At 65.0% G+C, this 20818-nt stretch carries 24 protein-coding genes and 1 tRNA gene; 16 read left to right on the top strand and 9 right to left on the bottom strand.

Annotation, left to right across the window (positions count from 1 at the left end; translation table 11 throughout):
• Nucleotides 1–160 precede the first annotated feature (160 nt).
• Nucleotides 161–1036 (top strand): CbiX/SirB N-terminal domain-containing protein, encoded by an 876-nt coding sequence (locus RBH22_RS03515; RefSeq protein WP_256544881.1) that lies wholly within the window; start codon nt 161–163, stop codon nt 1034–1036.
• Entirely contained in the window at nt 1029–2195 is a 1167-nt protein-coding gene (locus RBH22_RS03510) for a DR2241 family protein (protein WP_256544880.1), read from the top strand. The genes RBH22_RS03515 and RBH22_RS03510 overlap by 8 nt, the downstream gene beginning before the upstream one ends.
• Nucleotides 2196–2231: 36 nt before the next feature.
• On the opposite strand, the gene RBH22_RS03505 is transcribed toward RBH22_RS03510, so the two are convergent.
• The 3 genes from RBH22_RS03505 to RBH22_RS03495 all read right to left on the bottom strand — a co-directional run bounded on the left by RBH22_RS03505 (nt 2232) and on the right by RBH22_RS03495 (nt 4492).
• Entirely contained in the window at nt 2232–2462 is a 231-nt protein-coding gene (locus RBH22_RS03505) for a hypothetical protein (protein ID WP_306676550.1), read from the bottom strand.
• Nucleotides 2463–2467: 5 nt separating this feature from the next.
• Nucleotides 2468–2962 (bottom strand): DUF5796 family protein, encoded by a 495-nt coding sequence (locus tag RBH22_RS03500; protein ID WP_306676549.1) that lies wholly within the window; start codon nt 2960–2962, stop codon nt 2468–2470.
• 108 nt (nt 2963–3070) lie between these two features.
• Nucleotides 3071–4492, bottom strand: coding sequence for a PQQ-binding-like beta-propeller repeat protein (locus RBH22_RS03495; RefSeq protein WP_306676548.1), 1422 nt, complete (start codon nt 4490–4492; stop codon nt 3071–3073).
• Nucleotides 4493–4603: 111 nt separating this feature from the next.
• On the opposite strand from RBH22_RS03495, the gene RBH22_RS03490 reads away from it, so the two are divergent.
• From RBH22_RS03490 to RBH22_RS03445, 10 genes are all read left to right on the top strand, one after another.
• On the top strand, nt 4604–5170 hold the full coding sequence (locus RBH22_RS03490; protein ID WP_256544877.1) for a MaoC/PaaZ C-terminal domain-containing protein: 567 nt from the start codon (nt 4604–4606) through the stop codon (nt 5168–5170).
• A 49-nt stretch (nt 5171–5219) separates the two neighbouring features.
• A complete protein-coding gene (locus RBH22_RS03485; protein WP_256544876.1) occupies nt 5220–6071 on the top strand; it encodes a shikimate kinase in 852 nt (283 codons plus the stop codon).
• On the top strand, nt 6068–6367 hold the full coding sequence (locus RBH22_RS03480) for a chorismate mutase (protein ID WP_256288346.1): 300 nt from the start codon (nt 6068–6070) through the stop codon (nt 6365–6367). Before RBH22_RS03485 ends, RBH22_RS03480 begins: the two co-directional genes overlap by 4 nt.
• Before the next feature lie 177 nt (nt 6368–6544).
• A complete protein-coding gene (locus tag RBH22_RS03475; protein WP_306676547.1) occupies nt 6545–6865 on the top strand; it encodes a hypothetical protein in 321 nt (106 codons plus the stop codon).
• Nucleotides 6866–7405, top strand: a complete 540-nt coding sequence (locus RBH22_RS03470) for a hypothetical protein (RefSeq protein WP_256544874.1) — start codon at nt 6866–6868, stop codon at nt 7403–7405.
• Nucleotides 7406–7760: 355 nt separating this feature from the next.
• Nucleotides 7761–7835, top strand: a tRNA-Arg gene (locus RBH22_RS03465).
• A 532-nt stretch (nt 7836–8367) separates the two neighbouring features.
• Complete coding sequence (locus tag RBH22_RS03460) at nt 8368–9024, top strand: hypothetical protein (protein ID WP_306676546.1); 657 nt, start codon at nt 8368–8370, stop codon at nt 9022–9024.
• 118 nt (nt 9025–9142) lie between these two features.
• Complete coding sequence (locus RBH22_RS03455; protein WP_256288272.1) at nt 9143–9607, top strand: hypothetical protein; 465 nt, start codon at nt 9143–9145, stop codon at nt 9605–9607.
• The gene (locus tag RBH22_RS03450; RefSeq protein ID WP_306676545.1) at nt 9604–11004 is read left to right on the top strand and encodes a hypothetical protein; all 1401 of its coding nucleotides are present in this window, start codon (nt 9604–9606) and stop codon (nt 11002–11004) included. The genes RBH22_RS03455 and RBH22_RS03450 overlap by 4 nt, the downstream gene beginning before the upstream one ends.
• Nucleotides 11005–11063: 59 nt before the next feature.
• Complete coding sequence (locus tag RBH22_RS03445; RefSeq protein ID WP_306676544.1) at nt 11064–11621, top strand: hypothetical protein; 558 nt, start codon at nt 11064–11066, stop codon at nt 11619–11621.
• Nucleotides 11622–12034: 413 nt separating this feature from the next.
• Here RBH22_RS03445 and RBH22_RS03440 read toward each other — a convergent pair whose 3' ends face one another.
• The gene (locus tag RBH22_RS03440; RefSeq protein ID WP_306676542.1) at nt 12035–12529 is read right to left on the bottom strand and encodes a Zn-ribbon domain-containing OB-fold protein; all 495 of its coding nucleotides are present in this window, start codon (nt 12527–12529) and stop codon (nt 12035–12037) included.
• Nucleotides 12526–13692, bottom strand: a complete 1167-nt coding sequence (locus RBH22_RS03435; RefSeq protein ID WP_256288270.1) for a 3-ketoacyl-CoA thiolase — start codon at nt 13690–13692, stop codon at nt 12526–12528. Before RBH22_RS03435 ends, RBH22_RS03440 begins: the two co-directional genes overlap by 4 nt.
• Before the next feature lie 157 nt (nt 13693–13849).
• On the opposite strand from RBH22_RS03435, the gene RBH22_RS03430 reads away from it, so the two are divergent.
• Nucleotides 13850–15418, top strand: coding sequence for a long-chain-fatty-acid--CoA ligase (locus RBH22_RS03430; RefSeq protein ID WP_306676541.1), 1569 nt, complete (start codon nt 13850–13852; stop codon nt 15416–15418).
• An 81-nt stretch (nt 15419–15499) separates the two neighbouring features.
• Here the strand turns inward: RBH22_RS03430 and RBH22_RS03425 are convergent, their stop codons facing one another.
• The 4 genes from RBH22_RS03425 to RBH22_RS03410 form a co-directional block, all read right to left on the bottom strand.
• A complete protein-coding gene (locus tag RBH22_RS03425) occupies nt 15500–15721 on the bottom strand; it encodes a DUF2202 domain-containing protein (protein WP_306676540.1) in 222 nt (73 codons plus the stop codon).
• A gap of 76 nt (nt 15722–15797) precedes the next feature.
• Nucleotides 15798–16088: an amphi-Trp domain-containing protein gene (locus RBH22_RS03420; protein ID WP_306676539.1), complete on the bottom strand. Its 291-nt coding sequence runs from the start codon at nt 16086–16088 to the stop codon at nt 15798–15800.
• 158 nt (nt 16089–16246) lie between these two features.
• Nucleotides 16247–16672: a DUF2267 domain-containing protein gene (locus RBH22_RS03415; protein WP_306676538.1), complete on the bottom strand. Its 426-nt coding sequence runs from the start codon at nt 16670–16672 to the stop codon at nt 16247–16249.
• A gap of 149 nt (nt 16673–16821) precedes the next feature.
• Nucleotides 16822–17163, bottom strand: a complete 342-nt coding sequence (locus RBH22_RS03410) for a DsrE family protein (RefSeq protein WP_121568339.1) — start codon at nt 17161–17163, stop codon at nt 16822–16824.
• Nucleotides 17164–17279: 116 nt separating this feature from the next.
• On the opposite strand from RBH22_RS03410, the gene RBH22_RS03405 reads away from it, so the two are divergent.
• The 3 genes from RBH22_RS03405 to RBH22_RS03395 all read left to right on the top strand — a co-directional run bounded on the left by RBH22_RS03405 (nt 17280) and on the right by RBH22_RS03395 (nt 20804).
• Nucleotides 17280–17867, top strand: coding sequence for a thymidine kinase (locus RBH22_RS03405; protein ID WP_256288265.1), 588 nt, complete (start codon nt 17280–17282; stop codon nt 17865–17867).
• Between the two features lie 18 nt (nt 17868–17885).
• Nucleotides 17886–18488 carry a YIP1 family protein gene (locus RBH22_RS03400; RefSeq protein ID WP_256288264.1) on the top strand — a complete coding sequence of 201 codons (603 nt, stop codon included), beginning with the start codon at nt 17886–17888 and terminating at the stop codon, nt 18486–18488.
• Nucleotides 18489–18677: 189 nt separating this feature from the next.
• Nucleotides 18678–20804 carry an OB-fold nucleic acid binding domain-containing protein gene (locus RBH22_RS03395; RefSeq protein ID WP_256288261.1) on the top strand — a complete coding sequence of 709 codons (2127 nt, stop codon included), beginning with the start codon at nt 18678–18680 and terminating at the stop codon, nt 20802–20804.
• Nucleotides 20805–20818 lie beyond the last annotated feature (14 nt).

Below are 20818 nucleotides of genomic sequence, written 5' to 3'. Positions count from 1 at the left end.
GAAAAGTCCGCGGATCTCTGTGGTCGGGGCGATAGAGACGGGACGCAGATGTGTACCGTCTTCCACCGATCCGACAACCATCCAATTTCGGCTTCCGAAATCTGAAAAATCGTTCGCGGAACCCGAAGTCCCTAAGGGCGCTCCGTCCTCAGAGCCGGGTATGCAAGCGCTGGTAATCGTGGCGCACGGGTCGCACCTCAACCCCGATTCGTCGACGCCGACGCACCGCCACGCGGACACGATCCGCGCGACGGGCGCGTTCGACGAAGTGAAGACGGGCTTTTGGAAGGAGGAACCCTCGCTCAGAGAGGTCCTCCGCACTGTCGAATCCGACGAGGTGTACGTGGTCCCGCTGTTCATCAGCGAGGGGTACTTCACCGAGCAGGTGATTCCGCGGGAACTCCGCCTGTCCGGCTGGGACGTCTCCGAGTGGGACTCCGACGGCCTGAGCGCCGACACGGCGACGCTGGTCGCCGAGGACACGGGCCAGACGGTCCACTACTGCGGGCCGGTCGGCACCCACGAGGCGATGACCGACGTGTTGGTCCGCCGCGCCGAGACCGTCACCGGCGACCCGAACGTCGGCGAGGGATTCGGCTTCGCCGTCGTCGGCCACGGGACCGAGCGCAACGAGAACTCCGCGAAGGCCATCGAGTACCACGCCGACCGCGTTCGCGAGATGGATCGCTTCGACGAGGTGCAGGCGCTCTATATGGACGAAGAGCCCGAAGTCGACGACGTCACTGACTACTTCGAGGCCGAAGACGTCGTTGTCGTCCCGCTTTTCATCGCGGACGGCTTCCACACCCAAGAGGACATCCCGGAGGACATGGGCCTGACCGACGACTACCGGACGGGCTACGACATCCCCGCCGACGTCGACGGCCACCGCATCTGGTACGCCGGCGCCGTCGGGACCGAGGGCCTGATGGCCGACGTGATCCTCGAACGCGCCGCCGACGCCGGCGCGGAGATCGAAGCCGCCATCGAGACTGTGCGCGAGGAGACCCGCGAGACGCCGGCGGCGGGTGACTGACGTGCACGACGAGCAACTCGACGCCTTACTGGCCCGCCTCGAATCAGATTCGGACCCGGTGGAATTCGACGGACTCTTCGCGGACGTGGACACGAACGCCGACGCGAGCGACGACGGCGGCAGCTACACGCTCGACGTCGCGTCTTCCGACGAACGCCACGAGAACCTCTCGGAATCGGCGTTCCGATCGGTCGCCAGCGGCGACCCCGTCGCCCCGTACGTCACGAACTGGTACTACTGGGAGGAAGTCGTCGGGGACCGCGGCCGCCACCGACGCGCCTTCCTCCGGCACGCCGAGGCCGCGTCCGAGCATTCAGTTCCCGACCGCTACGCGGCGCTCCGCTCGGGGATGCACACCGAGTGGGGCGAGGTGCTCGTCACAGCGACGCTCGGCGAAGACGGGCAGCGGCGCTACGAGATCCGGCACACCGAGGACCGCGACGCCGAGGCCGACGACCTCGACACCTACCACGACCCGCTCGGCGCTCGCGACATCGCCACCTACGACGACCGCGGTCGGTACCGACCGCTGAAGACCGCTCCCTCGCTCGTTTCGGGGTGGGTCTTCCCGGACCTCGACGGCCGCGACGCGGTCGAGACGCTCGACGTGCTCTATCCCGCGTCAGTCGCCAACTGGAACCTCGAACGCGAGGGCGACCTCGACGTGACGCACTGGCACGAGACCGCCGAGCGCCAGACCGGGATCTACGGCGTCGTCGAGGACCTGCCGGCCGAGGCCGTCGATTGGATGGCCGAAGCCTGCTGCGTCGATTCGCAGTGTCTCAAGCGCCGCGAGTGGGAGTACGACGAGGGACACGAACTCGACGCCGACGGCGGTACGGGGGCGTTCCCCTGCCGAGAACCCTGTTCGCTCGTCGTCGCGGCCGCGCGCAAGTGGACCAAACTCGAAGAAGAGGAGACGCACAGCTACGAGTTCGAACTCACGCCCTCCGAGAAGGAACAGGTCGAAGAGATCGTCGACGCCGTCGCCGACGGCCGCACCGAGGAGATCCGCGAGGCCGACGTCTACGAGGGCGCGAACCGGTATCGAGCGCGGTTCCTCCGTGCGAAGCGCTTCGACGAGGACGGGAACCTCTCAGGTACGCCGACGCACCCCGAAGATCACGAGGCGGACGCGGAACACGACGACGGGCACTGAACCGGAGTCCCGGCGCAGGCCGTCCCGTGAACCCTGCTACCGTTCGTCGAGCAGTTTCTCGGCGTGGTCGAGCGACTGCGCGCGCTGCCACCGCACTTGCGCAGCGTCGCCGTAGGCCAGTTCTTCCCGAAGCTCGTCCGGCAGAAAGCCCGCGACGGCCTCGACGACGTCGCCGTCTTCGTCACCGAATTCGACGAGTCCGTACGCGTTGGGAACGCTCCCGACAGTCTCTCGCGTCAACGGCTGCCATCGTTTTCTGAGTGCCATCGGAGTCAGGCGTCGCCGCTGTCTGCGGGGGTGGTGGCGTCGTTATCTGTGTCCTCGCCGTCGGCGTCGGCGCTCTCGGTCACGAACTCGTAGGACTGTTCGCTCCAGTCGTCTTCGACGAAGACGAACACGCGCCCGCGGGCCACCTCGGGGTCGGCCTCGACTTCGGTCCGCATCCCGCCGGGACGACGCACCGTGACGCCGGGAAAGACTTCCTCCTCCTCACCGTCTTCGAGGATGACCCGTCCGACGCCGGTCGATTCGAGGACGTCGTCGTGCGTCTTCAGGTCGTTGACGTACATCATCACGCCCTCGGTCTCAGTCGGATCCGTCACGAGGACGTGTGTCTCCTTCTTCGGCGGCGTGGTGAGTGTGTCGGTGACGGGCTCGGGGACGCCCCGATACAGCGTCGTCCGGCCGTCGGTGTACTCGACCTCGACGCCGTGATCGAGGAGTTCGACGCCGACAGTGCTCGGTGGGACGTCGTTGCGCGCGCTCATATCCCGGTGTTCGCGTGGCCCGCTCAAAAGGGACGCGATGGCATCTCCAGCGCCGTAGTGGGGTGTCGGAAGCGTCGGAGTCGTGGTGAAGTGTAGCGCCCGAGTGAGTCAGTCGAGGGCGACGACGCGGCCCGATTCGGCCGTCCGACCCCCGTAGCTCGCGTCGTCAGTACCGACGAGTATCCGAGAGCCGACCGGGACGACCGCCGAGACGGAGCCGCCGATCGGGTGGCGCCACTGCACGTCGCCGTCGAGCGACAGCGCGGTCACGCGGCCCGGCGGCGGGGTCTCCACATCGGCGTTCGACCTCTCAGCGTTGGTCTCTTCGGCGGCCGAGTCGGGACCCGGCGTGACAGAATCCCACCGCGTTCCGACGAGGACGCGGTCGCCGGCGACGACGACCGAGCGCACCCAGTTCTTAAAGTCGATGCGCCAGCGCTCTGCCCCCGTCGTGGCGTCGCGGCAGAAGACGGCGCGCCGGCGGCCGTCGTCGCGTCCGGTCCGGAGCGCGTGGAACAACCGCTCGCCGCGCGCCGCGAGTTCCTTGACGACTACTGGCTCCGACAGCGGCGTGGCATCGAGAGTCGCCCAGCGCCGCGTGCCCTCGCCGACTTCGTGCGTCCGGAGCGACGGCGAGTCGCCGCCGACCGAAGACACCGAGAGCCGCCCCGTCGCGACGAGGTCGGCGGCGTCCGCGCGTGTCACGACCGTCGGATCCAGCGTGTAGTTTGGCGGGTCCCGGTCCCAGACTGGGTCGGGCGGCTGTTCGAAGACCACCTCGCTCCACCGTCGGGCGCCGAACCGCGTCAGGCGGCCGCCGGCGAGGAAGAGTGCGCCGTCGGCGAGAAGCGGCGTCACGGGGATTCCCCACGTCGACGTTCGAAACAGCCGGCGGCCCCGGTCCCGGCCGAATGCAGTCACCCCGCCGTGGTAGCCGACGTAGACCGCCCGCTCGCCCACCATCAGTCGCTCGCCGTAATCACGGACCTCGCGTTGCCACTGCGTCTCTCCCGTCGTGGCGTCGAGCCGCGTGACGGTTCCCGACCGCCCGCTCTCGTCCCGTTCGGACCTCGGTGCCGCCTCGCCAGTCGCGTACACGGCCCCGGCGACGAAGGCGAGTCGCCGTGCTGGCACCTGCCGCGTCCACCGGACGGTGCCGTCGGCGCGATCCAGCGCCGCGACGGCGGGTGCGTTGCCCGCGGTCCGGGCGCTCCCGACGTACACGCGCTCGGGGCCGACGACCAGCGCGTCGACTGACGGTACGGGCTGCTTCCGCCACGCGATTTCGGGTTCTGCGGGTGGAGTCGCTGCCGGGGCCGAATCGGTCCGCTGCGCGTCGCGGTCGGTGAAGGGCCAGGTCCCCTCGGGAACTTTGGGTGCAGCAGGCGGATCGGTCCGCAACTGCGTGAGCGCGCCAGCGCCGACGCCGAGACCGCCGGCGACGAGGAGTCGACGCCGCGTGATCGCGCGTTCGGCCCGCTCGCGGAGGGAGGGGTCAGCAGGTACATCGCCGGCCACGTCGGAGACCATACTACACGGCCCGTGTCGGCGTGTAAGTGTCTTTGGCACGACTGCGAGAACTCGCGGCGGTTCTGCATCGAGAGCGCAGCGGCTTTGATGGCTGGCGTCGAGTGCTCTCGTATGACCGATCACGACCCGGGGGTTTCTGCCTCGACTGCGACGGACGAGCACGTCACGCCGCTCGACTCCGACGGCGCACGCGACGGTGGGACGGCGGCGGACCGGCTGACGTACGAGGAACTCGCCGTCGGCGACCGGTTCGTGGCCGATCAGACGGTCACGTTCACGCGCGATTCGATCGTCGACTTCGCCGGGAAGTACGACCCGCAGCCGTTCCACGTCGGCGACGACGCCGACGCAGCGTCGCCGTTCGAGGGCCTCGTCGCCAGCGGCCTCCACAGCTTCTGCGCCTGCAACCGCCTCGCGACCGAGGCCTTCTTCGGGCGCGTCGCGTTTCTCGGCGGCCGTGGCGTCGACGACCTGCGGTGGCACCGGCCCGTCCGCCCCGACGATACCCTGTCCGTCGACGTGGAAGTCGTCGACAAGCGAGTCTCCGAATCGGACTCCCGACGGGGATACGTCGACGTCGACGTGACCGGGCGAACCCCGGCGGGCGACCCGGTCGTCACCTGGCGCGTGCTGGGGATGATCCGGCGGGGTGGCGCTGTGTCGCCCGGCGAGACCTGATCCGACAAGCAACCGCTACACCTTTTACGGCGGTCGATAGCTATCCTGTATGTACGGCCGAGCAGTCGCACTGGGCGCGGGGACGGTGCTGAACGCCCTCTCGACGGGCGTCGGGTCGGCGTTCGCGATCGACGCCGAAACGACTGCGACCGTCGAACTCGACGACTCCGCGACAGTGACGGGAACGATCGCCGAAGACGCCGACGCCGACACCCGGCTGATCGAACGTTGCGTCGAACTCGCGATCGAGACGTACGGCGACGGCGAGGACTACGGTGGTACCGTCCGGACCGAGAGCGACGTCCCGATGGCCGCCGGACTGAAAAGTTCGAGCGCCGCAGCCAACGCGACCGTCCTCGCCACTGCCGCCGCGCTCGACGCAGCGCCGGATCGCCTGGAAGCCTGCAAGCTCGGCGTCCAGGCCGCCCGCGACGCCGGCGTCACCGTCACCGGCGCGTTCGACGACGCTTCGGCGTCGATGCTCGGCGGCGTCACCGTCACCGACAATGACGACGACGAACTGCTCGCCCGCGACGAAGTCGAGTGGGACGTCTTGGTCTGGACGCCAGCAGAGCGCGCCTACAGCGCCGACGCGGACGTCGATCGCTGTGCGAACGTCGCTCCGATGGCCGAGTTGGTGGCCGACCTCGCGCTCGACGGCCGCTACGCCGAGGCGATGACGGTGAACGGACTGGCCTTCTCGGCGGCGCTCGGCTTCTCTGCGGACCCCGCTGTCGAAGCGATGCCCCACGTCGACGGCGTCTCTCTCTCCGGCACTGGTCCGAGCGTCGTTGCCGTCGGTCAGGACGACGGACTCGACCGCGTACAGGACCTGTGGGACGAACGCGGCGGTCACACGTGGCGCACGACGACGCGAACTGATGGAGGACGAACCCTATGACACAGAACGAACCTACAGCCCCCGAGGACGCTTCCTTAGACGAACTGCGTGCAGAAATCGAAGACATCGACCGCGAGATCGTCGAGTTGATCGCGCGGCGGACCTACGTCGCCGACTCGGTCGCACAGGTGAAGGACGAACGCGATCTGCCGACGACCGATGAAGGCCAAGAAGACCGCGTGATGGAGCGTGCCGGGCGAAACGCCGAGCACTTCGACGTAGACTCGAATCTCGTTAAAGCCGTGTTCCGCCTGTTGATCGAACTGAACAAGGTCGAACAGCGCGAGAGCCGATAGCTCGATTTTCGACGATACAATCCGTATGGAGCCCGTTTAGCCCTCGAAAATTCTTCCGATAGCTGCTCTTTCGAGTCAGGCTCGATGAAAAACACTATGTCCGGTTTCGGCGGCTCCGAAGGATGTGGTAGTGGAAAGAGGGCAAATGTTTTGCCCCTATACTCACAATGTACACATATGAGCCCCGAATCCAAAAAGAAGCGCGTCCAGTTCCGTGCACCGAGGGGACTAGTAAACCGGGCCGACGCGCTCGCTGCGGTGTTCGAGACGGATCGGACGGACATCCTCATCTCCGCGCTTCGGGACTACCTGCGGGACGCCGCGCACTCCGACGAGGTGAAACAGGAGATCGCAGAGGCCTTCTACGACGACGATATTACGTTCGAGGAACTGAAAGACCTCGTCGGCCACGAGGAGGCCGCCAACTTCCAACTGCTGAAAGGGCAACTGACCGACGAATTCGTGGACGGGGTCGCGGAGGAGCTGGCCGACTCGTAGATGGTTCTGATAGTCGCCGACACGTCGGCTCTCGTAAGCCTCGGGACGGTGGCGGGCACCTCACCGAATCCACTCGACATTCTCCTCGATTCGCACACCGTGGTCGTCCCAGAGCAGGTCGTCGACGAACTCACCGAGACGGCGTCCTACGACGATGCATCCGGTGAGGCGGCACAGGCGGTTCTCGACCGTCGCTCTGCGTTGGAGACTCGTTCCATCGGACTGGACGAGACGTTCCCGCTGGACGACGGCGAGAACGCGGCAGTTACGCTGGCGAACGATATCGACGCCGTGCAACTGCTCTGTGACGAGTTCAATCGACTTGCGCTCGTCCACGCCTCGCTGGCCGAGACTCGCCTTGTCACAACGCCCATCCTCCTCACCGCACTGGTTCGCAACGACGCGATCTTGCCGGACGCTGCCGACGAGTTTTTGGCCGAGATGAGTGACGCTCGCAGTTGGTCGTCAAACTCTTACGTCGAGCGGGCGCAGTCCACGCTTCGACAGCAACGCGATAACGAGCAACCCGATCCGAAGTGATCGACTCGTTAGACACGCGCTAGCCGATCAGAACGACTCTCCGTAGAGCAAGGGCACCTCATTTAAATACGCCACCGATACACGCCCTTTGTGTCCTGAATTCTGTCGTATTGGACGTGTTGTTGGACACTATTCCAGAGAATCCATTATGGATTTTAACGACTTGAACAAAGTCGAACAGCGCGAAAATCGCTGACGGCGGATCTCGAAGTTCTCCTCGCTGCATCCGAGAGTACGATCCGCCGGAAGGCGGGCGTACACAGCCACTCGACCACGGTTTTCGAGCGAACAGGGGAGAGTAGGGCCGAATCGAATCCGTGGGTTTAAACCGTCCGACCTCGGTATCCAGCAATGAGGGCGCTTAGCTCAGTTTGGACAGAGTGCTTGGCTTCGGACCAAGTTGTCGCGGGTTCAAATCCTGCAGCGCCCATCCTCTCGCAACGCTCTTCGAAACCAAGAGAGGCGAGTACGTCACTTGGAGTACTCAACAAGCACTACGAAGAACACACCCCGTCGTCTTCGTGTGAGCCGGAGCCGTATAGACGCTGACGCTGTCGTGGTACGGGAGGCGGGGCTCCTCGTCTCGCATCCCGTGGTACTTGACGACCCTCTTGATGGGTGGCCTTCGCTGCCATTTTGTGCTCGTCTCTCCCCCGATGAGGGAAAATTAAACGTCCTGTACCCGTCGCGCCGTTGCCGCGCGCACTCTGCCGTGACGGCACGGTGCCGAGCGGGTATTCGCGTCATCTCCAGACGGAGTATGTGGGAGTTATACACATGGTAATGGCGGGTGAATAACTGATTAACTATTCTTTTACCCCGACGCAGTCGTTCGTTTTTCTATAATTACCCGTGTGAAAATCGGGACATTTCCCGTGGCGGTGGAAGCGGTCGTCCTGGTCTGTAACTTCCGTCCTAAGCCGGTTAATTATCTAATACTTATCGTTTCTTGACCCAGGTGTATGCCAGAAAAGACAAACAGAAACGAGATTACCACATCCGGTGGGTTCGAGTGGCGGTCCGTCCCGGACTCGAACAGTGGCTCGGAGCGCAGCCACCTGGCGTTGGTTGCGTTCGTGGCCGTCACGGTGGTGTTCGGCAGTGTGGGGATGTTATTTATGTCGGCCCCAGCGAGCGCGAGCACCTCATTCACCGCGAACGATGTGTCGGCTACCACGGCCAACGGTAAGCTGAATGAACTGACGGTGGCACCGAATGGGACCGTGAGCTACTCCGGGCTCGAACAGGAACCCTCGGGGGTCACGGTAACCGTCGAGGTCAAGGGGGGTTCGGCATCCGACTGGAAAGAGATCAGCTCGAAGAGCCACAGCGCGACCGGACTCAGTGGCGAAGTCAGCTACGACTTCAGCGAGACGAGACTGCTGCAAGACACCTCGATGAAGCCGAGCGATTTCAGGGCGACCGACGGCAACTCGGGGTCGACCGACGTGCAGATCCGCGTGACCGCAGTTGTCGAAGATGCAGGACCGAACGGTGACGACGTAACGACGACGAGCACGAATTCGTTCGCCGTCACGGTTGAGAACACAAAGGCCGGTGCCGGCGTCGGCGGCAAGGCCAACGCGGGTGCGAGCGGTCCCGGGGGAGGACAACAATGATTCCGACACCCACTCGGCGAGCGGACGTGCTGCGTTCGACACTCGCTGAGCGCGCGGACGTGCTGCGTTCAACACCCATTCGACCGGCCGACGCTCGCCAACGCGGGAGGTCACGGCGATGAGCGAATCCGGGAAGCCGATGACAGACGTGACGCTCCCGGGTATGGGGGGAAGTACGGTGAGTGTGTATCGTCTCTGCGACGACGAGTCGTCGTCCCTACTGGCGTTTCCACCCACTTCGGTCGGCGTCAACGAGCTTGACCCGACGCACCCGCTCTGGAACCTGACGTGGTTCCAGTTCACCGCGAGTGTGAACGTGTACGTCGTCGTCGATCACGGGAAGGCGTCGATCCATACCGGTCCCGATCAGTTGGCCGGCGTAGTCCCGCATCTGACAGACGCCGAGCAGGACCTCGCCGCAGCGTGTGGCATCGCAGACAGAGGCGAGCGAGAGACGACGTGGGTCTGCCTCGTGGACCAGACCGGGACGGTACAGTCGAGGTGGGCCACAGACACGGAGGGCTTCGACCTCGACGCCGTTCACGAAACGATTCGCGAAACCATAACGGAGAATCCCCAATGAGTATCAAAATGACCGATCTGCAGACCGAAGAGCAACGAGTGGAGAAGACAGTCAACGGCGTGACCGTTCGGAAAGAACTCAGAGAGACCGAGAGCGGCATCACGGTGGTCGTGTTCACGCTGATGAACGGGCGCGACGACGAGGTGGCAGTCGATCTCGACGAGCCACTCCCGGAGGATTTCTCAGTTGAGAAGGTCGGTCTCCATCCGGAATACAACTCCGACAGGTGGACAGTCACCAAGGAGCGGCTCATCTTCGAGGCGATTATCGACGGCGGCGAGGGACTCGTCACGCTGTACGGGGTCGACGTCGAGTCCGCCGAGAAGGCAAGACCGTTCCTCACGGACCCGCAGGTGGATACGAGCATCCCCCTCGAAGATCCACTCGAGGACGACGGATCGACCGAGGACACCAGCGGCAGCATCAACCACGACGAACTCGCGGACCACTTCTCAGAACTTGACGAGGTGACCGGCGAGGGCTCCGCGGCCCTAAGCACGTCGGCGGACGGAGGCACGGACGTCGTCGAGGACGACACATCCCACGCCCGCCCCGCCGGCGTTGGTGAAGAAGAAGCCGAGGCGGCCGACGAGGCGAAGAACGGCGAGAATGACGAGACCGGGGATGTTGCGTCGGAGGTGGCCGAAGAGGTGCGCCCGGCCGACGACGAGGTCGATCTGGACGAGGCAGGCAGCACCAACGGGGCGTCCGACGCGACCGGTGCCACAGAGGAGTTCGAGGGCGAACAGGCAGAGAAAGAACCGGTTGATGAGGCGGATGCTGCGGCGACCGAGGAGGAGAGCGGGTCGAATGACGTGCCGGCCGACGCGTTGACGCGCGACGACCTGCTCTCCTGTCTGGTGGAGGAACTCGAGGACCGAACCCTGACCTCCCGTGAGCGGTCGGTGCTGGTCGAGTCCCTCGGCGTCGGCAAGGTCAACACCCTCGACGCCCGACTCCGCCGCACGCAGCGGACCGTAGAGGACCTCTCTGCGTACGAGGACGCGCTCGCGGAGTTCATCGAGCACAACGGCGGCGCCGCCCAGGTCATCGACGAGCTCCGTACCGAGATCGACGAGTTGCGCGGCGACGTGGCAGCCATCGAGGACGAACTGGGGGAGACTCACGAGAAGGTGGCCGCGCTACAGTCCGATATGGACGCGACGTCCGACGCCGTCGAATCGGTCCGAGGCTCGGTCGAAGAGCTGGAGGTCGACCACGAGGACGCCGTCACCGGGCTCGAGACCGACCTTGACGAACTCGAGGACACCGTCGAAGATCTTTCGACGTCTCACGAGTCCGCCATCAACTCGTTGGAGTCGGACGTCGAGTCCTTCCGCGACTGGCAGCGCTCCCTCAGTGAGGCAATCGAGTTCACGTTCACCGACGAGGAGTAGTGTCTGACGAGACATTTATGTTTCTTGGATCACATATGCCAGAACGGTTACGGAGTATAGTGGGGGTAGACCGTATCTTAAGCGGGCAGCACGACAGCGGCCACAAAAAGCAGCTACCTGACCCTGCAGAGGAGGTCGGCCAGTCGGAACTCCATCGGATACTATCCAACGAGCGGCGACGCAGGCTCATCAGAGAGATCGTCGAAAACGAGGACGAGGAACTGACCGTCAGCGAACTCTCCGAGCGACTCGCGGCACAAGAGTCTGGCACCGAACCTGCCCCGCGGAAGGTGCGTCACAGTGTCTACGTAACCCTGCGGCAGAACCACGTCCCGAAGCTCGACGACCACGATGTAGTCGATTTCGACGGCGAGTCGAAATGCATCGAACCGAACGAGCGGACGCCGGTCTTCTACCGACTCATCGACGAGACAGACAGGACGGAGTGGCCCTCCGAACGCCACGTACTACTCGCGCTGCTCGTTGGAACGGGGCTGGGCCTCGTGGGTATCCTGGACGCCTTGCCACTTGGGCTCTTCACCGAGCCACAGGTCGCAGGGGCGTTCGCCCTCTGGCAACTGGGACTCATCATCGTCCTCAAACGGTACTCCACTTGAGTGTGGACGACCCACGAATAGTCCCGCAACCCGTTCTCGAATCGTGTCGCGCTGTCCTGGTTCTTCTCGTGGTGACGTTCCGTGTGGTCTGTCTGCCCGACATGGAGACGCAGGGGCGATCGTGTGCTGGCGACAATCGAGCGAGCACTGTCGCGACCGCCATCGAGAGGTCAGTCGAAAACCTCACTAGACGAAAGAGTGATTCGAATCGACGCGGCAAACAGCAGATCGCGCGGGCCACGTTCCCTCGTCGATGGCGCACACCTCCTCAAAGCGGCACGCCAACGAGTTGGACTCCGGTTCCAGGAGATTCAAATCCGTTCAGCAACGTGGAGCCACCGACAGCAGAATCGCGGCTCCAGGCCTTCGGCGTCTGGTGGAAATGCCAAACTTGACACGAAGGTTCTGTCTATTCAGATCAGCTCGAAGACGTGGATCGGCCACTCCTCCTCGTAGGACAGGCCGAAGTCCGGATCGATATCGACCGTCTCGGGATCACGGACTTGGAGTTCGACGCGGTCTCCGATCGTGACGTCCTCGAGCGAAGCGGTAACACGACCTGTCAGCCGAGCCGACGAGTCGAGTTCGACCACCGCGACGGTGATCGGCGCCAAGTGGTCAAACGCTGACGGAGGTCGGTTGACCGACGTGTACGAGATTACCTCGCCGGTCCGGGGCTGTTCCGATAGCGTAACTGCCCGGCTGCCACAGCCGTAACAGGCGGGACGAGGCGGCAGCAGGTGTGTATCACACTCCGTACAGCGGGCAGCCACCAACCGGCCCTCAGCCAACGCGGCGAAGAAGCCGGGGAGCGTGAACGGCGAGTCGGCGGTGATGTCTTCCGGTACGAGCGGTCCTGTCGTCGTGGAGTCGGTGTCTGTCATCGGTGAATCACTCTCTTCGGTCATTGTGCAGTCAGAACGTGGGCCACAGTATGGGCGTCTGCGACGCCACCTTCGTTGATGAGCAGCGCGGTGTCGGCGTCGGCCACTTGCCGCTCTCCGGCCCGTCCGGTGAGCTGTTCGTAGGCTTCGACCGCCTGCAACAGCCCGGTCGCCCCAATCGGGTGCCCACGGGCCTTCAGTCCGCCACTGGTGTTGATCTGGACGTCGGTCCAGCCCGCCGATCGGTCCTCGGGATCCTCGACGGTCTCGATTCCGCGACCCTTGGGGGCGAACTCGGCGGCCTCGGCCAGCAGTGCCTCGCAGACAGTGAAGGCGTCGTGGACCTCCGCGACGTCGATATCCGCGGCGTCCACGCCGGCGTCCTCGTAGGCGGTCGAGGCAGCGACGTTCGCCCCCTCGACGAACGTCAGGTCGCGCTCGGCGACGGCGAGGTTGTTGGCCGCCGAGCCAACGCCGGCTACGCGAACCGTGTCGGGACGGCTCTGCAGGTCGGCCGCCACCTCGTCGTTCGCGACGACGACGGCTGCGGCACCGTCGGTAACGGGCGCACAGTCGTACAGTTTCAGCGGGGGAGCGACGTCGGGAGCGTCCATCGCAGTCTCGATATCGACTGCCTGCTGGAACATCGCCCGTGGGTTGGCCACCGCGTTCTGGTGGTTCTTCACGGCGATCTTAGCCAGGTCTCGTTCCGTCGCGTCGGTTTCGTGGAGGTATCGCCGCGCGAGCAGGGCGTACGTCGCGGGCGCGGTGATCCCGGACCGCTGTTCTAAGGCACGCTCGAAGGCGGCCCCGAGCGCGTTCGTGGCCCCTTCGGTCCCGCCGGCGGTCATTTTCTCGACGCCACAGGCCAACACTGCGTCGTGGACCCCCGCCCGAACATCCCGGACTGCGTTCTTGAGCGCGAGCGCACCTGCGGCCGCACACGCTTCGACGCGCTCTGCGGGGACGTTCCGCAGGCCAGCCCATTCGGCCATCAGTGTTCCCTGCATAATCTGGTTCTCGTACCGCTCGGACTGGGCGCCGACGTACAGCCCGTCGACGACATCGGCCGGATCGGGCAATCCTTCGAACGCCTCGGCCAGTGCTTTCGAGAACAGGTCGCGGCCGGGCAGATCTGTCTTGCCCAGCGGAGACGAACCGACCGCGATGAGATGAGCTGTGGACATCTCCTATGGTTCCTCCACTATTGATATTAATAGTTTGGCCGCAAAGCCGTCTGGCTTCGGCTCTGGTCGTCGCAATCGAGCGGTCGCATACTCGACTCCACCTGGAGAAAGAACTTTACGTCCCTCTGTCACTCGTTGGCATACTGTGAATCGACCGATGACGACGCTCGACTTCCTCGACAGGGGGGTCGACATCTATGGCGACGTCGTTGGCGTGATCGCCCACGACGGCACCGAGTACACCTACGCAGAGTTCGGCGAACGCGTCGACCGCGCAGCGGCGGCGCTCGCAGATCTCGGCATCGAGAAGGGCGACCGCGTGGCGCTGCTCTCGCCAAACACACACTGGTTTCTGGAGACGCTGTTCGCAATCAACGTCCTCGGGGCTATCTCGGTCCCGCTCAACTACCGGCTCATCGCCGAGGACTACGAGTACATCCTCAACGACTGCGGCGCTCGGGCGATCATCGCTGATCACGAGTACGCCGAGAAGGTCGAAGCGATCCGCGGCCAGGTCCCCGCCACGGCGTTCGTCGCCAATCCGGCCGACCGCGTCGACGGCGACTGGCGCGACTACGAGTCACTTCTGGAGAGCGCCGACCCCGGCGCAGTCGAGCGCCCCGACATCTCCGAGGACGACCCCGCGACGATCAACTACACGAGCGGGACGACCGGCGACCCAAAGGGCGTGGTCCGGACGCACCGCACCGAACACTGGCACGCGCTGATCACCACCCACCACACCGAGGTCAGCGACGACGACGCTTACCTCTGGACACTCCCGATGTTCCACGTCAACGGCTGGGGCTATCCCTACGTCATCACCGGTGTCGGCGGTACACACGTCTGCCAGCGCCACTTCGACAGCGGGGGCGCCTTCGAACGCATCCACGACCACGACGTGACCTACCTCTGTGGCGCGCCGACGGTCCTCGACCAGATGGTCGACCACTATCAGACCCACGACATCGCGGCGACCGGTGACAAGCCAGTCAGGATCGCGACCGCGGCCAGTCCGCCGCCGGAGGCCACAATCCGGACCGTCGAGGACGAACTCGGCTGGAACATCTTGCACGTCTACGGGCTGACCGAAACCGGCCCGCTGATCACGACGAGCAACTCGCCGCGCCGGATCGAGAGCGAGGGTCGCTTCGCGATCAAGACCCGCCAGGGCCACGCTATGCTCGGGACCGAACTGCGCGTCGTCGACGAGGCCGGCGAGGACGTGCCGACCGACGACGAGACGATGGGCGAGATCATCGTCCGCGGCAACCAGGTTATGGATCGCTACTGGAACAAGCCCGAGCGGACCCGCGAGGCCTTCTCTGGCCGGGTCGACGGGTGGTTCCACACCGGCGACTTCGCCACTGTCGACGAACGCGAGATGATCTCGATCAAGGATCGCAAGAAGGACGTCATCATCAGCGGCGGCGAGAACATCTCCAGCGTCGAGGTTGAGGACGCCCTCTACGACCATCCCGACATCGAACGCGTCGCCGTGATCGGCGTCCCCCACGAGAAGTGGGGCGAGACGCCCAAAGCAATCGTCGTCCCCGCCGACGGTGCCGACCTCACCGAGGAGGAGGTCATCGAGTTCGCCCGCGACAACCTCGCACACTTCAAGTGCCCGACCGTCGTCGGGTTCGTCGACGAACTCCCCGAGACCTCCACGGGAAAGGTCCGTAAAGTCGAACTTCGGGAGTCCCACGGCGACCCTGTCGAGTGACCCGTCCGTTCCGGTTCTTGCCGGCGGCTCTCACGAGGGCTACGTCGCGATAATCTGCTTGTAGGTGGCCTGATTGAGGACTTACGGGTCGTACGTCACACTACGGGAGTCGAGAACGTCGACGAACGCGCGAAGGTGGTTCTTCGAGCCCCCGTGAAGATTCCAGTAGACTCGCTCGATGTCCTCGTTGTCTGCCGCGTCGGTCTCCTCTCGAATGTTGATAGCATCGATTTCTTCGATCAACCCGCCAACGCGCAGCGCTTCGAGTTCTGACTCGCGACCACGGGAAACGAGATGATTCACGACTTATACCATCAACATCTTTATAATTAGAGTTTCACTCGGCACCGACAACGTCGCCGCTGCCGAGCGTCACCCCTCAGCTCTCGGAGCCACTCGCTTCCTGTTGAGTGTCTGCGTCGTCGGGCTGGGTTTCGCGCCACCAGACCAACTCGAATTCGATGCTCTCTTTCGATTCTGTGCCGCTTTCTGCGGGGTCGGATTCGCCCTCCAGTTTGAACGTCACCGAATCAGTCGGATCCACCTGCATCTGTCGACCACCCAGTTCGAGCGTGAACTCGCTGCCCCCTTCGAGTTGATCTGCCAGGTCTCGGAGGTACGCCGCGACTTCAGCGCGTGTCTTCTCGGATTCGGTTTCGATTTCGGACATAGCTGTATAAACAGGTGACACGATGATGAATGATGGAAGTTTTCCCAGGCCGTAAGAACGCTCGGCGTACCGAATCACCGCTCGAACGCCAGCGAACGAACGCTTTGCGCGCCGGTGTACCTACGAGGATCGATCACAGCAGACGCCACCACTCGGGGTCAAGCCTCCTGCTCCTGCCAGCCCCCGGCGTCGAGGACCGCGAAGAGTTTTCGCCAGTTCTCGTCGTCCTCGGCCTCGGGCAGTTGATTCCGGAGTTGTTGTACGTCCGAGTCTGGCACGAGCGTGCTCACGAGGTCGATGATGACCTGGGCGTGGTACGCGGCGTCGGAGCGCTTGATCCCCTCAACCTCGCTGACCCGGCCGACGAACTCCGTCCAGTCGAACCGCTGGCCGTGCTCGTGGACTGCGCCCGTCAAGTACCACTTGATCTCCATCGGGAGCGAGGCGGCGAGGTCCTCGGCGTTCCCTTCGGGGATCCGCTGTCCGAGCGTCGTCAACGTCGCCCGGATCGCCCGCACTGCTTCGCCCGTCCCGGGGAGTTCGAGTCGGTGCTGCACTTCGCCGGTGAATTCGTCGAAGTTCATAGGAATCGCCCGCCTCAGAGTATGTGAGATCGTCTCATAATTGCTCGCGTAGTTACCATTCGCTTGTGAACGCTGCGGGTGTCGTCGACCTCTCTCGGTGGCGTCGACAGCGAGGATCGAACCGGACGTCGCACTGTCCGATACGGCAGTCAGGGGACTTTCAGATACGCGTAGCCGTCGCTCTGGAGACGTGTGAGTTCGCCGACCCCCGACGGCACGAGTTCGACGTTCGAGAGGAGATCGGACTTGGCGATGTCGTGGCCGCGAACGGAGTTCCGACAGCCGACACACCGGACGCCCGTGCTTCCCAGTCCGCGAATCTTCTCCGAGAGCGGCGCACCGGCCTCGAACAGCCAGATCGCTCCGCCGTTCGCGAGCAAGACCGCGTCGTCGACGTCTGCAGTCTCGTCTTCGAGGAGGTTGCGGACGTTCTGAACCGCGTGTTTCCAGTCGTCGACGTCGCCGCTGGAGACGTGGAATACGACCTGCATACAGGTGCGTACACCGGACACCGTTTAGAAGATTGGTGTCTGCCGACGCCATCGCGACCCCCCGGGACGCCCCGAATGAACAACCGTTTTGCCACTCGACCGCGCTCGAACGTGGTATGCACGCCATCACGAACAGCGGGTGGATCGAGGTCGTCACGGGCTCGATGTTCTCGGGAAAGACCGAGGAGGTCCTCCGTCGACTCCGCCGCGCGGAGATCGCGGGCCAGGAGATCGCGGTGTTCAAGCCCGCCGTCGACGACCGCTACGGCGAGACGACCGTCGGCTCACACGTCGGTCGCCAGTGGGAAGCCTCGGTCGTGCCCAGCGAGGGCGACGGGGTCTGGGAGATCCGAGACCAACTGAACGGGGAAGACGTCGTCGCGGTCGACGAGGCCAACTTCTTCGGCCCGGAACTCGTCGCGGTCTGTCAGCGCCTCGCCGACGACGGCCGGCGCGTGCTCGTCTCCGGCATCGACCAGACGTACCGCGGCGAGCCCTTCGAACCGCTCCCGCAGTTGATGGCCGTCGCCGAGTACGTCGACAAGCTGCAGGCGATCTGTTCGCAGTGCGGCGAACCAGCGACCCGCAATCAGCGGCTCGTCGGCGGCGAACCGGCACACGTCGACGACCCGACGATCGTCGTCGGGGCCGAAGAGTCCTACGAGGCGCGGTGCCGGAACTGTCATACCCTCCGCCGCGACTAATAGAACGTAGAGACGACCGTGACGACCTGGGTAGAGAATCCGAGTGGTGGGCGCGAGCGCGGGCCGCGCGGGGTCGCGCGGGCGTGGATCGAAGTACTCGTTCGACCGCAGCAGTTCTTCCGAAACGGCGTCGCACCCGGCGATCAGGCGCCCGGACTCGTCTTCGGCGTCGCAGTCGCCGTGGCGTATACGATCGGCCTCTTCTCGTTCGCGCCCGAACGAATCCCGGCGCTCGCCGGCGGACCGGCGGTCTCGGCGCTCATCGCGCTGACGGCCGTCGCGCTCGTGATCGCGCCCGCGACCCTCCACCTGACGGCGGCGCTCCAGACGATCATCCTGATGATCGCCGTGCGTGACCGCGGCGGGGTCAGCGAGACGGTACAGGTGATCGCCTACGCCGCAGCGCCCTGCATTTTCGTCGGGATCCCGTCTGCCCCGCTCCGGCTGGTCTGCACGCTCTATGCGGCCGCGTTGCTCGTCGTGGGGCTCCGAGAGGTCCACGGGACGACCACGGGACGTGCCGTGATCGCGGGCGCCGTTCCGGCGACGCTGCTCTTCGGGTCCGCGTTCGGCGGCGTCGACGCCGCGATGGCCGTCCTCCGGCTCGCGGGGATCATCTGAGAGAGAGTGTCGTCCCCGTTCAGAGATCCTCTCCGCATCGTCCGGCGAGAATCGGTGCAGACGCACGTTGCACCCCTTGAGGAGGCGCCTTCTGGCTGCCTGTGATTCTGGCCAGACGCGATTCGCCAGCCGAAACGTCACGAGTGGGATTCGACAATCGTTTTAGGCCCGGACCATTTGATTCGCTCAATGGATTGGATTACGCACGACGAGGACGTTTGGTTCGATTTCAGGGGAGATTCCCCAGAGCAGCTCACGCCGGGACGGTATTACAAGGGTACCGTCGATGGATTCGCGGACTTCGGCGTCTTCGTCGATCTCGCGCCCGGGGTGACCGGGCTTCTGCACCGCAGCGAACTGGACCGCCGGCTGGAGAGTCTCGAGTGGGACGCCGGAGACACCGTCTTCGTTCAGGTGAAGAACGTTCGAAGCAACGGTAACATCGACCTCGGCTGGTCGATCCGACAGTCCGAATCGGAGTTCCGTGGAGCGCGTATTCACGACCCCGACGGCGAGCACGACAACGAGCCGATCGAAGCCGCGGACGACGACTCGGGGTCGGCGCCGGTGAAGAAGACGCCGAAGGGCGTCTCCACGAAGTCGCGGGCCGCGAACGGACAGACCTCGGCCGAGACGGCCGACGGGGCGGCCGACGAAAACGAGAGTACAGCGACCGAGGAGACGACCGAAGCTGATTCGGCCGAAGCGACGAGCGAGGGCGCTGAGGAAACGGAGACCGAGGACGCTTCCGAGACGACCGAGAACGCTGACGCAACCGCGAGCGGAGATGCAGCGGCCGAAGCATCCGAAGACGAGGCCGAACCCGAGCGCGTCACCGTCGAATCGCTCGGCGACCGCGTCGGCGACGTGGTCCGCATCGAGGGCGAAGTCGTCGGCGCGCGACAGACCGGCGGCCCGACGATCTTCGAGGTCCGCGACGAGACGGCCGTCGTCGACTGCGCGGCGTTCGTCGAGGCGGGCGTTCGCGCCTACCCCGACGTCGGCGAGGGCGACGTGATTCGCCTCGACGGGGAGGTCGAACTGCGCCGCGGCGAACTGCAGATCGAGACCGAGGAACTGACTTCGCTCTCCGGCGAGGACGCCGACGCCGTCGAACAGCGACTCGCGGACGCGCTCTCGGAGAAGGCTCGCCCCGAATCGGTCGAGCCGCTGGCGGCACACGAGGCCGTCGACGCCGTCACCGACCAGCTCGCCGACGCCGCCGAAGCGATCCGCGGCGCGGTGCTGCAATCGCGCCCCATCGTCGTCCGCCACGCTGCGACGGCCGACGGCTACGTCGCCGGCGCGGCCATCGAGCGCGCCGTGCTCCCGCTGATCCGTGAGGAGCACGCCCGCGCGGACGCCGAGTACCACTTCTTCACGCGCCGTCCGCTCGACGACCCAGTCTACGGAATGGACGCCGCGACGAACGACGTGACGCGGATGCTCCAGGACAACGAGCGTCACGACGAGAAACTGCCGCTCGTCGTCCTCGTCGGCGTCGGGGGCACTACCGACTCTCTCGACGGCCTCGGCCTGCTCGGCGTCTACGGCGCGTCTCGCGTCGTCGTCGACGCCGAGACGGTCGACACCGAAATCGTCGACGAGGCGAGCGTCCTCGTCTCGCCGAGCCTCACCGACGTCGCCGCCGAGGACCTCTCGACCGGCGCGCTCGGGGCCAACCTCGCCGCCGCCGTCAACGCCGATATGAGCGACGATCTGTCCCATCTCCCCGCAGTGAGCTACTGGGAGGACGCACCGTCGGTGTACGCCGACCTCGCCGCAGACGCCGGCTACGACGCCGACCGGACGCGGAAGCTCCGCGAGGCCGTCGCGCTCGAAGCCTACTACCAGTCCTATCAGGACAAGCGCGAACTCATCACCGACCTCCTGTTCGACGACGACGGCGGCCTCGCCGACCACGTCTCAGAGCAGTTCCGCATCAAACTGGACGACGAGGTCGAGACCGCCGAAGCCAACCTCGAGACGCGCGACGTCGACGGCGTCTCCGTCGCCGTCCTCGACGCTGACTCCTACAGTCACCGCTTCGACTTCCCGCCGACGGCACTGCTCGCCGACGCGCTCCACCGGGGCGCCGACGAGGAGCGAGCAGCGACCGTCGTCTACTCCACGGACGAACTGTTCGTGCGCGCGGCCGACGTCGACGTCCGCGCTGCCGCCGACGCCGCCAGCGAAGCCGTCCCCGAAGGCGGGATCACGGCGGTCGGCATCCGACAGAATCGCATCGAGTTCCTCTCGGGCGCGCGTGAGGACGTCGTCGACGCCGTCGTCGATGCCGTCGCCGATCAGCTCTAAGCCGTAAGCTGGCT

Source organism: Halobellus sp. H-GB7 (assembly GCF_030848585.1).
Taxonomy (GTDB): Archaea; Halobacteriota; Halobacteria; order Halobacteriales; family Haloferacaceae; genus Haloquadratum; species Haloquadratum inordinatus.
This window is presented reverse-complemented; position numbering and strand designations above follow the sequence as displayed.